This window comes from Aquicoccus sp., from assembly GCF_041686535.1.
GTDB lineage: Bacteria > Pseudomonadota > Alphaproteobacteria > Rhodobacterales > Rhodobacteraceae > Aquicoccus.
This window is the reverse complement of record NZ_JAWLDS010000004.1, coordinates 73,437-88,533: the sequence shown is the minus strand read 5'-3', so window position 1 is coordinate 88,533 and position 15,097 is coordinate 73,437. Positions and strand designations below refer to the sequence as shown.

Below are 15,097 nucleotides of genomic sequence, written 5' to 3'. Positions count from 1 at the left end.
CCGCCGCATTGTTTCAACCTTCGTGACAGTTCGCGTTGAAATCGCGCGTTTTCCCCGATCGCCTTCACGCGCCGGAAAGAGGAATTTGCAATTCCCGACCAAGCTGCGACATCTTGTTCAGCACCGGGGGCGAGTCGTGCCCGGATTTTATGCAGATGGGAGGTCACAATGTCTGCTGTGAAAGAGCCGAGTTTCCGTGAAAGCGTGGACCTGATGTTCAACCGCGCGGTCGCGATCATGGACCTTCCGCCGGGGCTGGAGGAAAAGATCAGGGTCTGCAACGCCACCTACACGGTGCGCTTCGGGGTCCGTTTGCGCGGCCATATCCACACCTTTACCGGCTATCGCAGCGTGCATTCCGAACATATGGAGCCGGTGAAGGGGGGCATCCGTTACGCCACCGCCGTCAACCAGGACGAGGTCGAGGCGCTGGCCGCGCTGATGACCTACAAATGCGCGCTGGTCGAAACCCCGTTCGGCGGGTCCAAGGGCGGGCTTTGCATCGACCCGCGCGACTGGGACGAGCACGAACTCGAGTTGATCACCCGTCGTTTTGCCTATGAACTGGCCAAGCGTGACCTGATCCACCCCGCGCAGAACGTGCCCGCCCCCGACATGGGCACGGGCGAACGTGAAATGGCCTGGATCGCCGACCAGTACGCGCGGATGAACACCACCGACATCAACTCCCGCGCCTGCGTCACCGGCAAGCCGCTCAATGCCGGCGGCATCTCCGGCCGGGTCGAGGCGACGGGCCGCGGCGTGCAATATGCCCTGCGCGAGTTCTTCCGCCACCCCGAGGACGTGGCCAAGGCGGGCCTCGCGGGCAAGCTCGACGGCAAGCGCGTGATCGTCCAGGGGCTGGGCAACGTGGGCTACCACGCCGCCAAGTTCCTGCAACAGGAGGACGGCTCGATCATTACCGGCATCATCGAACGCGACGGCGCGCTCTTTGCCGAAAACGGCCTCGATGTCGAGGCGGTGCATGCCTGGCTGGTCAAGCATGGCGGCGTCACGGGCTTTCCCGACGCCACCCATACCGCCGACGGCGGCGCGGTGCTGGAGGCGGACTGCGATATCCTCATCCCCGCAGCCCTCGAAGGCGTGATCACCATGGAAAACGCGGACCGGATCAAGGCCCCGCTGATCATCGAGGCCGCCAATGGCCCCATCACCGCCGGCGCCGACGAGATCCTGCGCAAGAAGGGCACGATCATCATCCCCGACATGTATGCCAACGCGGGCGGCGTGACCGTATCCTATTTCGAATGGGTCAAGAACCTTTCCCATATCCGGTTCGGCCGGATGCAGCGCCGCCAGGAAGAGGCGCGTCACCAGCTTGTCGTGGACGAGTTGGAGCGGATCAGCCGCGACAGTTCGATCAACTGGACGCTGTCGCCCGATTTCAAGGATCGCTACCTGCGCGGGGCGGACGAGCTGGAACTGGTGCGCTCGGGGCTCGACGACACGATGCGCACCGCCTACCAGTCGATGCGCGAGGTCTGGCACGACCGCGACGATGTCGAGGATCTGCGCGTCGCCGCCTATCTCGTCGCCATTGACCGCGTGGCGGCAAGCTATCGTGCCAAGGGCCTCTGAACCGCGCCGCGGCCCCGGATTGTCTCGCAAATCCCGGGCCGTCTTCTTCGAAACATGGCGGCATCTGCCCGGCATTGCGCGACCGTGTTTTGAGCCGGTGGGGGGTAACGTGTCGCGCCTTGGCGGATTTTTGTCGAAAAGCCGGGTTTTCCTCTACGCCCCGGTTGCTAAGTTGCCGGCGACTTGGTTCACTCCGGGGCACGCAAAGGGGAGACGAGCATGCGCTTTTCCGCGCTGAAAATCCTGACCGAGGGGCTGACCGGCAACAAGGGCTGGACACCGCATTGGCGCGACCCGGAACCGAAGGCGGAATATGATGCCATCGTGATCGGTGGCGGCGGGCACGGGCTCTCGACCGCCTATTACCTTGCGAAGAACCACGGGCTGCGCAACGTGGCGGTTCTCGAAAAGGGCTATATCGGCGGCGGCAACGTGGGGCGCAACACCACCATCGTGCGGGCCAACTACTTCCTGCCGGGCAATTCCGAGTTCTACTCCCATTCGCTGAAACTCTGGGAGGGGCTCGAAGAGGATCTCAACTACAACGTGATGCATTCGCAGCGCGGTCTCATCAACCTCTTCCATTCCGACGGTCAGCGCGACGCCTTCGCCCGGCGCGGCAACGCGATGATCAACCAGGGCGATGACGCGATCCTTCTCGACCGCGACGGCGTGCGCGAGATCCTGCCCTATCTCGATTTCGACAATGCGCGCTTTCCGATCTATGGCGGGCTCTACCATCCGCGCGGTGGCACCGCCCGGCACGACGCGGTGGCCTGGGGCTATGCGCGTGGCGCCGATCAGCGCGGCGTTGACCTGATCCAGAATTGCGAAGTGACCGGCATCGATATCGAGAACGGGCAGGTGCGGGGCGTGCAGACCACCCGCGGCGCGATCCGCGCCAAGAAGGTCGGGCTCGTCGTGGCCGGGCGTTCGAGCCAGGTGGCGGCGATGGCCGGGATGCGCCTGCCGATCGAAAGCCACGTATTGCAGGCCTTCGTCACCGAAGGGCTCAAGCCGGTGATCGACCATGTGATTTCCTTCGGGATGGGCCATTTCTACATCTCGCAAAGCGACAAGGGCGGGCTTGTCTTTGGCGGCGACATCGACTTTTACGCCTCTTACGCGCAGCGCGGCAACCTGCCCATGGCCGAGCACGTGATGGAGGCGGGCATGGCGCTCATGCCAATGATCGGCAAGGCGCGGGTGCTGCGGTCCTGGGGCGGGATCATGGACATGTCGCCCGACGGTTCGCCGGTCATCGACGCCACCCATATCGACGGGCTCTTTCTCAATTGCGGCTGGTGCTATGGCGGGTTCAAGGCGGTGCCGGCCTCGGGCTGGTGCATGGCACACCTGATGGCCACGGGCACACCGCATGAACATGCCGCGGGCTTCCGGCTCGACCGGTTCGAAACCGGGCGCGGGCTGATGGATGAAGAGGGCACCGGCGCGCAGCATAACCTGCACTGACGGCGCGCGTGGAAAGGTTGGATATGAGTATTTTTCCCAAGAAAGAGCTGCACATGGCGCCCCCGATCGGAGATGCCGCATGAGGATCGACTGCCCCTGTTGCGGATCGCGCGACATCCGCGAATTCACCTACATGGGCGATGCGCTCGCCCTCGACCGGCCCGATCCCGACGCGGGGGATGCGGCCTGGAACGATTATGTCCACAACCGCGACAACCCGGCCGGGCCGACCCGCGAGCTTTGGTATCACGAGATGGGTTGCGCCGCCTGGCTGGTGGTGACGCGCGACACGCGCAGCCATGAGATTCACGCCGTCGAACTGGCCAGTGCCGTCAAGGGGGACGTGGCATGAGGATCGATGGAAACGGGCTGATCGACCGCGCGAGACCGCTGCGATTTTCCTTCGATGGCCACGCCTATGATGGCTATCACGGCGACACGCTGGCCTCGGCGCTGCTGGCCAACGGCATCCGCCTTGTCGGGCGCAGCTTCAAGTATCACCGCCCGCGCGGCATCATGACCGCAGGCTCCGAGGAGCCAAACGCGCTCGTGACCGCGGGGCAGGGGGCCGCGCAAGACCCCAACCTGCGCGCCACCACGCTCGAACTTTACGACGGGCTCGAGGCGCGCTCGCAGAACCGCTGGCCCTCGCTCGACTGGGACCTGCTGGCGCTCAATGATCTGGCGGCGCCGTTTTTCGGTGCGGGCTTCTATTACAAGACCTTCATGTGGCCCCGCGCCTTCTGGGAAAAGCTTTACGAACCGATGATCCGCCGCGCGGCGGGCCTTGGCGCGCTTTCGGGGCAGGCCAATGCGGAGCGCTATGAAAGGGCATTTGCCCATTGCGACCTCCTGGTGATCGGGGCAGGGCCTGCGGGCCTCATGGCGGCGCTCACCGCGGCGCGGGCCGGGGCCGACGTGATCCTTGCCGACGAGGACCGCGTGATGGGCGGGCGGCTCAACCTTGAGACCGAAGAGGTCGGCGGACAGGCGGGCCGCGACTGGGCGGCGGGCGTGGTGGAGGAGCTGCGGGCGATGGAGAATGTCCGCCTGATGCCCCGCACCACCGTGACCGGCGCCTATGATGGCGGCACCTATGGCGCGGTTGAGCGGGTGGCGATGCATGTGCCCAATCCGGGCCCCGCGCCGCGCGAATGTTTCTGGCGCATCTCCGCGCGACGCGCGATCCTTGCCACCGGGGCGCTCGAGCGCCCCGTGGCCTTTCGCGACAATGACCGCCCGGGCATCATGATGGCGGGGGCGGTGCGCGCCTATGTCAACCGCTGGAACGTGGCGCCCGGGCGCTCGGTCGTGGTCTTTGGCAACAACGATGGCGCCCATCGCAGCGCCGCCGACCTCCTGGCCGCGGGCGTCAATGTCGCTGCCCTCGTCGATGCGCGGCTGGGCGCGACCACCACCCTCGACGTGCCGTTCTACGCTGGCCATATCTGCGGATCCGAAGGTCGCAAGGGGCTCGAAGCGGTCTCGATCGCCACCATGTCGGGCATCGAGAAGGTGCAGGCCGATTGCCTGGCCGTCTCGGGCGGCTGGAATCCCTCGCTGCATCTCGCCTGTCACATGGGCGGCCGGCCCGACTGGGCGCCCGGGATCGCCGCTTTCGTGCCGCGCGCGGGCATGGTGCCGGGCCTCGCCGCCGCGGGGGCCGCGAACGGCACCTTTTCCACCGCCGGCTGTCTCGCCGCGGGCGCCGAGGAAGCGCAGGCCGCGCTCACCGACCTGGGGCTGAATCCCGGGACGCCCGAGATCCCCCGTGCCGAGGATGGCGCCTATGACATCACCCCGCTCTGGTCGGTGCCGGGCAAGGGGCGCGCCTGGCTCGATTTTCAGAACGACGTGACCGTGAAGGACGTGAATCTCGCCGCGCGCGAAGCCTACCGCTCGGTCGAGCACATGAAGCGCTACACCACGCAGGGCATGGCCCCCGACCAGGGCAAGAACTCCAACGTGAACGCGCTGGCCGTGCTGGCCGATGCCACCGGCCGCACCATCCCAGAGACCGGCACCACCACCTATCGCCCGCCCTTCGTCCCGGTCTCCATCGCCGCGATGGGCGCGGGCGCACAGGGCAAGGGCTTCGCGCCCGAACGCATGACCACCTCGCACAAGGCCAGCATCGCGGCGGGTGCCCCGATGATCGAGGCCGGGCTGTGGTATCGCCCCTCGTATTTCCCCGCCCCGGGCGAGACCACGTGGCGCCAATCCTGCGACCGCGAGGTCGGGTTCGTCCGGGGCGCGGTGGGCATCTGCGATGTCTCGACCCTGGGCAAGATCGACATCCAGGGGCCGGATGCGGGGGCGTTTCTCGATTTCGTCTACACGAACATGTTTTCCACGCTGAAGGTCGGGCGCACGCGCTATGGCCTGATGTTGCGCGAGGATGGCCACGTGATGGACGACGGTACCACCGCGCGGCTGGGCGAAAACCATTACCTGATGACCACCACCACCGCCGCCGCCGGGCCGGTGATGCGGCATCTGGAATTCGTGCGCCAGGGCCTGCGCCCCGAACTTGACGTGCAACTCATGTCGGTCACCGAGCAATGGGCGCAATTCGCCGTCGCCGGGCCGAAATCGCGGGAGTTGGTGAACGGCCTGCTCGATACCCCCATCGACAACGACAGCTTTCCCTTCATGGGTTGCGGCGCCGTGACCCTGGGCGGGATCGACGCACGGCTCTTCCGCATCTCCTTTTCCGGCGAACACGCCTATGAAATCGCCGTGCCCGCGCGCTATGGCGACAGCCTCTTTCGCCTGCTGAAGCGACAGGCCGAGGCGCTGGGCGGGGGCGCCTACGGGATGGAGGCGCTCAACGTGCTCCGCATCGAAAAGGGTTTCATCACCCATGCCGAGATCCATGGCCGCACCACCGCCTTCGACATCGGCATGCAGGGGATGATGAGCCGCAAGAAGGATTTCATCGGCAAGAGTGCCAGCCAGCGCCCGGGCCTGATGGACGAGGGGCGCGAACGTCTCGTCGGCCTCAAACCCGTGGGCGATGTGCAGCAACTCACCGCCGGGGCGCATCTCTTTGACGAGGGGGCCGAGGCCATCCGCGAGAACGATCAGGGCTATGTTACCTCGGTCGGCTTCTCGCCGACGCTGGGCCATTACATCGGGCTGGGCTTTCTCAGGCGCGGGCCCGAGCGGATCGGCGAGACCATCCGCATGGTCGATCACCTGCGCGGGGTGGAGACCACCTGCGAAGTCTGCAACCCGGTCTTTTTCGATCCCGAAGGAGGGCGCGCCCGTGGCTGAATCCGAGCTCAACCTCATTGCGACACCGCCCTGCGCCGGGCTCTTGCCGCTTTCCATCGGCACGGTGACCGCCAGCGAGGAACCGTCCTGCGCGCTCACCTCGATCGCACCATACCGGGGGCAGGACGGGGCGTTGTCGGATGCACTGAAGAAAGCGCATGGCATGGCCTGGCCCAAGCCCGGGCGCATGACCGGCAAGGCGGGCGCGCGCGCGCTCTGGTTCGGGCAGGGGCAGGCGCTTCTGGTCGGGCCCGCGCCCGATGCGGAACTGGCCCGGAACGCGGCCCTCACCGATCAGTCCGACGCCTGGGCGATGGTCCGGCTTTCGGGCGCGGGGGCACAGGATGTGCTGGCCCGGCTGACGCCGCTCGACCTGCGGCGCGGCTCGTTCAAACGCGGCCACACCGCGCGCACCGAGATCGCGCATATGATGGGTTCGCTCACTCGGCTGGGCGAGGAGGCGTTCCTCATTCTCGTGTTCCGGTCGATGGCCGCGACGCTGGCGCATGATCTCGAAACAGCGATGCAATCGGTCGCGGCGCGCAAGCGACTTTGATATGATGAAAATCACCACCACCGCGCGCGGCGTTAACCGAATTCGGCGACGCGAATGCCGCACTGCGGCGGTGCACGCATGGCAGCCGTCCAGCAGCCGCGGATCACCCCCCGCCTGGCGGATGGCATCCGACCTTTAACCGCACCGCGCGTTGCGTCATATTATGTCAAACACGACAGAGCCGAATCCCCGGCAGGAGGCCCCATGCGCGCGTTTCTCGCTGCAATCCTGATACTCCCGATCGCCGCTCCGGCAGTTTCCGAAACCGAACAGGAACGCGCCGACCGCTGCGCGGCACAGACCGAGATCGTTTTGCAAGCTGTTGAAATGAGACAGAAAAGACGCTCCGAGGAGCGAACGAAAAATGCCATTCTCGATACCACCGACGAGGGTCTTGCCCCGTCCGTCCCGCTGCTGGTGGGCTTTGTCTACACGCTCCACCGCAGCGACCTGAAACGCGATGTCAGCGGCTCCTTTCTCGAACAATGCAACGCCTACAAGCAATAAGGACCTGAATTTTTTAGGAAAATTCGTGAACCCCCCATGTCGCTGCCCCCCGGTTTCCTCGATGAATTGCGCACCCGCACCTCGCTTTCCCAGGTGGTCGGGCGCAAGGTCATGTGGGACATGCGCAAATCCAACCAGGGCAAGGGCGACATGTGGGCGCCATGCCCTTTCCACCAGGAAAAAACGGCGTCTTTTCATGTAGATGACCGCAAGGGCTACTATTACTGCTTTGGCTGTCACGCCAAGGGAGACGCGATTTCCTTTGTCCGCGAAACCGAGAACGTGGACTTCATGGAGGCGGTCGAGATCCTCGCCCGCGAGGCCGGGATGCAGGTTCCCGCCCGCGACCCGCAAGCCCGGCAAAAGGCCGACCGGCGCTCGGAACTGTCCGAGGTGATGGAACAGGCGGTGCAGTTTTTCCGCCTGCAACTGCGCACCGCCGCAGGAACCATGGCACGCGAATATATCGAGAAAAAACGGGGCCTTGGCGCAGAAGCGCAAGAGCGGTTCGAGATCGGTTTCGCACCCGACGGCTGGCAGAACCTGTGGGATCACCTGCGCGCCAGGGGGATCGCCGAAGACCTGATCATCGAGGCCGGTCTTGCCAAACCCTCGAGCCGGCAGGGTGGCAAGCCCTATGACACGTTCCGCAACCGGATCATCTTTCCGATCCGCGACCCGCGCGGGCGCTGTATCGCGTTCGGCGGCCGGGCGATGGACCCGAACGACAACGCCAAGTATCTGAATTCGCCCGAAACCCTGCTCTTCGACAAATCGCGCACGCTCTACAATCACGGCCCCGCCCGCGAGGCGGCGGGCAAGGGGAATCCGTTGATCGTGGCCGAGGGCTACATGGACGTGATCGCCCTCTCCGAGGCCGGGTTCGGCGCCGCCGTCGCGCCGCTTGGAACGGCTGTCACCGAAGCCCAGCTTCAACTCTTGTGGCGCATCGCGGACGAACCGCTCATCGCGCTCGACGGTGACACCGCCGGCCTGCGCGCTGCGCATCGCGTGATCGACCTCGCCCTGCCGCTTCTTGAAGCCGGTAAATCCCTGCGTTTTGCCTTGATGCCCCAAGGCAAAGACCCGGATGACGTGCTCCGCCAGGGCGGGCCGGGGGCGGTGCAATCCCTGCTCGATCAGGCGATGCCGATGGTTCAACTGTTGTGGCAGCGCGAGACCGAAGGCCGTGTCTTCGACAGCCCGGAACGCAAGGCAGCGCTCGATAAGGCCCTGAGAGAAAAGATTAAACTTATTCGTGATCCGTCGATCCGCCAGCATTACGGGGCTGCGATCAAGGATATGCGCTGGAAGCTCTTCAACCCGCGCCGCCAATGGACCCCCAAGGCAAAATGGTCAGCCTTGCCAGAGGTTCAGACCGCGACGAAATCCTCGCTCATCGTGGCTGCGGGTGACGCTGCGCAGGATCACCTGCGCGAGGCCGTGATCCTTGCGGTGCTGATTTCGCATCCCGATCTGGCGCAGGAATTCGAGGGCCAGATCGAGGCCATGCATTGCCTCGATCCCGATCATGACGCGCTCCGCAACCGAATGCTGCGCCTGCTGGCCAAGGAGATTTCGCCCGGGCCCGAACCGATGGCCGCGGCGTTGGGCGAGGCGGCGCTTGAAAAACTCTTTGCGCAGCCCCATCTTCGCATCGTCCCCGCGTTTCGCCGTCCGGGCGATATCGACCTGGCTCGGATGACCGTGGCCGAGGAACTGGCCAAGATCGATGCGAACCGTGGCCTTCAGGCCGAGATAGCCGAGGCGGCCGAAGACCTGTCGGGGCCGGCGGATGAAGCGCTGACATGGAGGCTGGGTCAGGCCGCCGAGGCGCATAACCGGGCCGCGCACGGCACGGGGGAGGACAAGGCGGAATTCGATCTCGGTGACAACGGCGCCCGGATCGACCGACGGGAAAAGGACGCGTTTGATGCTTTGCTGGACCAGATCAATTATGCCAAACGGCAACGGTAGCGCGTTTTGGTGAGGATTCGGTGAAGAATTCAGGGTAAACGGGTGGCCGAATCACCCTGATACCCCCATGATTCGCGGTTAAGCGAATCACCTGTCGCGGGATTGGCCGGAAATGGTCGTCCCAAGATAGTCTCGCAGACCGACTGAGCAGGAGCACTCAATGGCCGCCAAGGACACCGAAGAGCGTAAACCCGACGACCAGGAGCCCGAAGTCTCGCTCGACATGAGCCAGGCAGCCGTGAAGAAGATGATCTCCGAGGCGCGTGAAAAGGGGTTCATCACCTACGATCAGCTCAACCAGGTCCTGCCGCCCGATCAGGTGAATTCCGAACAGATCGAGGACGTGATGTCGATGCTCTCGGAGATGGGCATCAACATCATCGAGGACGAGGAGGCCGAGGAAGAGGAGCAGAAGAACACCGCCGTTGTCGAGATCGGCCAGAAGGGCGAACTGACGCTGGGCGGAAGTGGGCAGGAAAAGCTCGACCGGACGGACGATCCTGTCCGCATGTATCTGCGCGAGATGGGCACTGTCGAGTTGCTGAGCCGCGAAGGCGAAATCGCCATCGCCAAGCGGATCGAGGCGGGCCGAAACACGATGATCGCGGGACTTTGCGAAAGCCCGCTGACTTTTCAGGCGATCACCATCTGGCGGGACGAGCTTCTGTCCGAAGATATCCTGCTGCGCGACGTGATCGACCTTGAAACCACGTTCGGCAACCAGATGGACGAGGAACAGGGCGAGCCGGTGGTGGAGGCCGCGAATGTCGCGACCGCGCCCAAGGCCAAAGACGACGAGCCCGAACTCGACGCTGATGGCAACCCGATCGCCAAGGAAGATGACGACGACGAGGACGAGCAGGCCAACATGAGCCTTGCAGCCATGGAGACCGCGCTCAAACCGCGGGTTCTGGAAACGCTCGACCGGATCGCCGACGACTATGCCAAGCTCAGCGAGATGCAGGACAGTCGCATCTCGGCGACCTTGAACGAGGATGGATCCTTCTCGAAGAAGGACGAAACCACCTATCAGGAACTCCGTTCCGAGATCGTGAAGCTCGTCAATGCACTCCACCTTCACAACAACCGTATCGAGGCGCTGATCGATCAGCTTTACGGCATCAACCGCCGGATCATGCAGATCGACTCGGCGATGGTAAAGCTGGCCGACCAGGCCCGCATCAACCGCAAGGAATTCGTCGACGCCTATCGTGGGCGCGAACTTGATCCGGCCTGGCTCGAAGATATGGCCGACAAGCCCGGGCGCGGCTGGCAGGCCCTGATCGAACGGTCGACCGACAAGGTCGAGGAATTGCGCTCCGACATGGCGCAGGTCGGGCAGTATGTCGGCCTTGATATCAGCGAGTTCCGCCGCATCGTGCAACAGGTCCAGAAGGGCGAGAAAGAGGCACGGCAGGCGAAGAAGGAAATGGTCGAGGCAAACCTGCGGCTGGTGATCTCGATCGCCAAGAAATACACCAACCGCGGGCTGCAATTCCTTGATCTCATTCAGGAAGGCAATATCGGCCTCATGAAGGCGGTGGACAAGTTCGAGTATCGCCGCGGCTACAAGTTCTCGACATACGCGACGTGGTGGATCCGCCAGGCGATCACCCGCTCGATCGCCGATCAGGCGCGCACGATCCGCATCCCCGTGCACATGATCGAGACCATCAACAAGCTGGTGCGCACCGGGCGCCAGATGCTGCACGAGATCGGTCGTGAACCCACGCCCGAGGAACTGGCCGAAAAGCTGCAGATGCCGCTCGAAAAGGTCCGCAAGGTGATGAAGATCGCCAAGGAACCGATCAGCCTCGAAACCCCGATCGGCGACGAGGAAGACAGCCAGCTTGGCGACTTCATCGAGGACAAGAACGCGGTCCTGCCGCTCGACGCGGCCATTCAGGACAATCTCAAGGAAACCACGACCCGTGTTCTGGCCAGCCTGACCCCGCGCGAGGAACGTGTGCTGCGCATGCGCTTCGGCATCGGCATGAACACCGATCACACGCTCGAAGAGGTGGGCCAGCAGTTCAGCGTCACCCGCGAGCGCATTCGCCAGATCGAAGCCAAGGCATTGAGAAAGCTCAAACATCCCAGCCGGAGCCGTAAACTCCGGTCGTTCCTGGATCAGTGAACCGTTTGCGAAATCCGCGAGGCCGGTGACCTCTGCCTACGCGGATCAGCCGTTTGTGAATTGAACCGACTCTCCGCGCAACCTATGTCGAAGGGTGAGCGTAAGCGGAGGTGACCAATGCACAGAATCCTGATTTCGGCACTCGCTTTGGGCCTCGCTGCCGGATCCGCCCAGGCCTTCACTGCGATCAACGGTCTGACCGTGGCACCGGTTCAAGGTGGGTTCGAAGTGGTCACGCGTGGGGCGGATGGCCCACGCCAGATCTGGTGCGCAGCCGCTGAATACGCGCGCCAGGCCCAGGGGGCAGGGGGCAATGACCGGCTCTACATCCTGCGGGGCTATGGGGCGAGCCTGTCCGAGAGCGGCAAGCGCGGCGTGGTCTTCACGCTTCACCCCGATTCGGAGCTTGCCAATGGGCCGCGGCCGGGCACGGATGGCAATTATTCGGTTTCGATGCGTCGTGTCGGCTATAACCTGCGGACGGCCCATGCCGAGCAGTTCTGCGCTGATACCTTCGAAGATGTCTGGCCCTTCTGACCGCGACCTTGACAATAATCTCAGTTGCAAATCCCGCGGATGTGCTATCCTTGCACGCGGCGACATCGCGCGCCCGATCTGAACAACCGGATCCGGATGACTGGACCCGACTTTTTCCGGAAAGTGAAATCATGGCAGAAACGACAGAAAAAACCCCGAAGACACCCGAGCAAACCGCCATTCGCAAGGCTGTGCGCCTTGTCGCCTATACGGCATGGCTCCAGGACTTTCGCGACAGCAACCCCGATGCAACCCAAGACCAGCGCAAGCTTGCTTGGGAGGAGGCAAAGAAGGATGAACTTCGCAAGGGGCGCAAGATTATCAAGGCGCTCAAGCGTAAGGGCTATGAGCTGACAAGGCCCGAACAGACCACCGAGGCCGCCTGAGGCCATATCCGGCCAACTCGGAAACCGGGCCCTTCCGGGTCCGGCAAGCCGAAAGCATGAATTGAAAAGGGGCGATGTTTCGCCCTCTTTCGTGCTATGCGAACCGTCCATTTTACAGTGCGCGTTTGATGCCTCAAGGCTTGGGCCAATTGACCAAAATCAAGTGATGGGGGCGGTCCGGGTGATAGGTGCATTGCATGTCCAATGCCGACCTGCACCCCTCGCCCCTGCCACGATCCCGCCCGGGATTTCCCTTGCCGCTCTTCCTGCTCCAGCCATTGCTGGCCCGGGTCGTCCGGCGGATCGCGGCGGAAAACCCGGGCATGTTCAATCGCCTGGGCCCATGGGTCGGGCGCGATTTCATCATAGATCCGATCGACATGCCCTTTGTGCTGCACCTGCGGCCAGATCCTGATGCGCCGCTGATGCGCGCGGTGTCACGGCGACGGCCGCCTGATCATGTGGCGCGGATCTCGGGCCGGTTCCTCGATCTGCTGGAACTGGTCGATGCAGACCTCGATGGCGACGCGCTGTTCTTCTCCCGCGATCTGGTGATCGAAGGCAATACCGAGGCCGTGGTCAGCCTGCGCAACGCACTCGACGACATCGACGGGTCCATCGCCGGGCGCGTGGCCGACATGCATGGCGCGCCCGGACGCGCGGCGCTGGCCGGGCTGCGCCGCCTGGCCGAGAAAAGGAAGGCGAAGAAGGCATGACAGTCGGAGAACTGGTTTGTCCCGCCGGCACCCCCGCCGCGCTGCGCACCGCGGTCGATGCGGGTGCCGATACCGTTTATTGCGGGTTTCAGAACGCGACCAACGCGCGCAACTTTCCGGGGCTGAACTTCCTGCCCGAGGAAATGGCCGAGGCGGTCGAATATGCCCATGCGCGCGGCGCCAGGGTTCTGCTGGCGCTCAACACCTTTCCCCCGGCCGGACACTTCGATCTCTGGCGCCAGGCCGCCGAAATGGGTGTGCGGTTCGGTGTCGATGCGATGATCGTCGCCGACATCGGTGTCGCCGCCGCGATCCGCGAGGCGCATCCCGATCAGCGCCTGCATCTTTCGGTGCAGGCCGCCGCTTCAAGCCCCGAGGCGATCGCCTATTATGTCGAGAATTTCGGGATCAAGCGCGTGGTCCTGCCGCGCATCCTCACGATTCCGGAAATCCGCGGCATCATGGCCGAAATCCCTTGCGAGATCGAAACCTTCATCTTCGGCAATCACGGTCTGATGGTCGAGGGCCGGTGCAGCCTGACCAATTACGCCACCGGGCTTTCGACCAATATGGACGGCGTCTGTTCACCCGCCGCGGATGTCGAGTACAAGCGCGAAGCCGATGGCAGCATGACCACGCGGCTGGGTGCCTTTACCATCGACCGTTTCGCTCCGGACGAGACGGCGGGCTATCCCACCATCTGCAAGGGACGCTATCGCGCGCCCTGCCGCGAAACGGGCTATTACGCCTTCGAGGAACCGGTCAGCCTCAACCTCGCCCGGCTCCTGCCCGAGCTGATGGCGGCCGGGGTTCATGCTTTTAAGATCGAGGGTCGCCAGCGCAGCCGCGCCTATGTCCGGCAGGTGGTCTCGAATTTCCGCGCCGCCGTGGATGCCATCCGCGAAGGGCGCGAGGCGCAACTCGCGGACCTCGTGGCCCTGACCGAGGGGCAAAAGGAATCCCAGGGCGCCTTCCAGACCAAGAAATGGCGGTGACATCATGGAGCTGACGCTGGCCCCGATCCCCTATCACTGGTCGCGCGACGCGCTGCGCGATTTCTATGCCCGCATTGCCGACGAGGCTCCGGTCGATACCGTCATTCTGGGCGAATTGATCTGTTCCAAACGCGCGCCCTTCTTCGAGGCCGACCTGCCCGAGATTGCCGAGCGGCTGGAGGCGGGCGGCAAGCGCGTGATCTGGTCCTCGCTGGCCGAAATCCTGCTCAAGCGCGAGCGCAAGGCGACCGATGATCTCTGCGCGGTTGACGACGGCCGGCTGGTCGAAGCCAACAACGCGGCCGCCCTGCGCGCGCTGGCTGGCCGTCCGCATCGCGTTGGACCGATGATGAATGTCTATAACGAAGAAACCATGCGCTTTCTCGCAGCGCAGGGTGCCACCCATGTCAGCCTGCCGCCCGAGCTGCCCCGCGCGGGCGTCGCGGTGATGGCGCAGGCCGCGCGAGCGGCGGGTCTCGGGATCGAGGTTCAGGTCTTTGGCCGCGCCTCGCTGGCCGTGTCGGCGCGCTGCTATCATGCTCGCGCCCATGGCCGCACCAAGGACAATTGCCAGTTCGTCTGCGAAGAGGACCCCGACGGGATGCCGCTTGCCACGATGGATGGCGATCCGTTCCTCGTGGTCAACGGCATCCAGACCCTGTCGCGCTCTTACGTCAACCTCGCCGCGCATGTGTCTGACATGCGGGCGATGGGGGTCAGCGCATTGCGGCTTGTCCCGCAGCGTCAGGACATGGTCGCCGTGGCCAAGGTCTTTGCCGAACTCGCCGCCGCTCGCATCGACGGGCAAGAGGCGGCCGCGCGGCTCGATGCGATGCAGATGGATGCGCCCTTCTCCAACGGGTTCTGGCTGGGCGAGGCTGGATATCGGCGCATCGCGCGGGCGTCCTGACGGCATTGGCAGATTCCCCGCAGCCGGG

At 64.3% G+C, this 15,097-nt stretch carries 13 protein-coding genes; all 13 read left to right on the top strand.

What is annotated here, in order from left to right:
* Positions 1–168 precede the first annotated feature (168 nt).
* The 13 genes from ACESL9_RS02150 to ACESL9_RS02090 all read left to right on the top strand — a co-directional run bounded on the left by ACESL9_RS02150 (position 169) and on the right by ACESL9_RS02090 (position 15,069).
* Positions 169–1,599 (top strand): Glu/Leu/Phe/Val family dehydrogenase, encoded by a 1,431-nt coding sequence (locus tag ACESL9_RS02150; RefSeq protein ID WP_372674447.1) that lies wholly within the window; start codon positions 169–171, stop codon positions 1,597–1,599.
* A 219-nt stretch (positions 1,600–1,818) separates the two neighbouring features.
* Positions 1,819–3,072 carry a sarcosine oxidase subunit beta family protein gene (locus tag ACESL9_RS02145; RefSeq protein WP_372674446.1) on the top strand — a complete coding sequence of 418 codons (1,254 nt, stop codon included), beginning with the start codon at positions 1,819–1,821 and terminating at the stop codon, positions 3,070–3,072.
* A gap of 79 nt (positions 3,073–3,151) precedes the next feature.
* Positions 3,152–3,424, top strand: a complete 273-nt coding sequence (locus ACESL9_RS02140; protein ID WP_372609652.1) for a sarcosine oxidase subunit delta — start codon at positions 3,152–3,154, stop codon at positions 3,422–3,424.
* A complete protein-coding gene (locus ACESL9_RS02135; protein ID WP_372609654.1) occupies positions 3,421–6,348 on the top strand; it encodes a sarcosine oxidase subunit alpha family protein in 2,928 nt (975 codons plus the stop codon). Before ACESL9_RS02140 ends, ACESL9_RS02135 begins: the two co-directional genes overlap by 4 nt.
* Entirely contained in the window at positions 6,341–6,904 is a 564-nt protein-coding gene (locus ACESL9_RS02130) for a sarcosine oxidase subunit gamma (protein WP_372609656.1), read from the top strand. The genes ACESL9_RS02135 and ACESL9_RS02130 overlap by 8 nt, the downstream gene beginning before the upstream one ends.
* Before the next feature lie 204 nt (positions 6,905–7,108).
* On the top strand, positions 7,109–7,411 hold the full coding sequence (locus ACESL9_RS02125) for a hypothetical protein (RefSeq protein WP_372609658.1): 303 nt from the start codon (positions 7,109–7,111) through the stop codon (positions 7,409–7,411).
* Positions 7,412–7,447: 36 nt separating this feature from the next.
* Positions 7,448–9,388, top strand: coding sequence for a DNA primase (dnaG, locus tag ACESL9_RS02120; protein WP_372609660.1), 1,941 nt, complete (start codon positions 7,448–7,450; stop codon positions 9,386–9,388).
* A 160-nt stretch (positions 9,389–9,548) separates the two neighbouring features.
* Entirely contained in the window at positions 9,549–11,525 is a 1,977-nt protein-coding gene (gene rpoD, locus ACESL9_RS02115; protein WP_372609662.1) for an RNA polymerase sigma factor RpoD, read from the top strand.
* Positions 11,526–11,642: 117 nt separating this feature from the next.
* Positions 11,643–12,062 carry a hypothetical protein gene (locus tag ACESL9_RS02110; RefSeq protein WP_372609664.1) on the top strand — a complete coding sequence of 140 codons (420 nt, stop codon included), beginning with the start codon at positions 11,643–11,645 and terminating at the stop codon, positions 12,060–12,062.
* Positions 12,063–12,112: 50 nt separating this feature from the next.
* The gene (locus tag ACESL9_RS02105; RefSeq protein WP_372609666.1) at positions 12,113–12,448 is read left to right on the top strand and encodes a hypothetical protein; all 336 of its coding nucleotides are present in this window, start codon (positions 12,113–12,115) and stop codon (positions 12,446–12,448) included.
* 197 nt (positions 12,449–12,645) lie between these two features.
* Entirely contained in the window at positions 12,646–13,164 is a 519-nt protein-coding gene (locus tag ACESL9_RS02100; protein WP_372609668.1) for an SCP2 domain-containing protein, read from the top strand.
* The gene (locus tag ACESL9_RS02095; RefSeq protein ID WP_372674445.1) at positions 13,161–14,159 is read left to right on the top strand and encodes a peptidase U32 family protein; all 999 of its coding nucleotides are present in this window, start codon (positions 13,161–13,163) and stop codon (positions 14,157–14,159) included. Before ACESL9_RS02100 ends, ACESL9_RS02095 begins: the two co-directional genes overlap by 4 nt.
* A 4-nt stretch (positions 14,160–14,163) precedes the next feature.
* Positions 14,164–15,069, top strand: coding sequence for a U32 family peptidase (locus ACESL9_RS02090; RefSeq protein ID WP_372609672.1), 906 nt, complete (start codon positions 14,164–14,166; stop codon positions 15,067–15,069).
* The last annotated feature ends 28 nt before the right edge of the window (positions 15,070–15,097 follow it).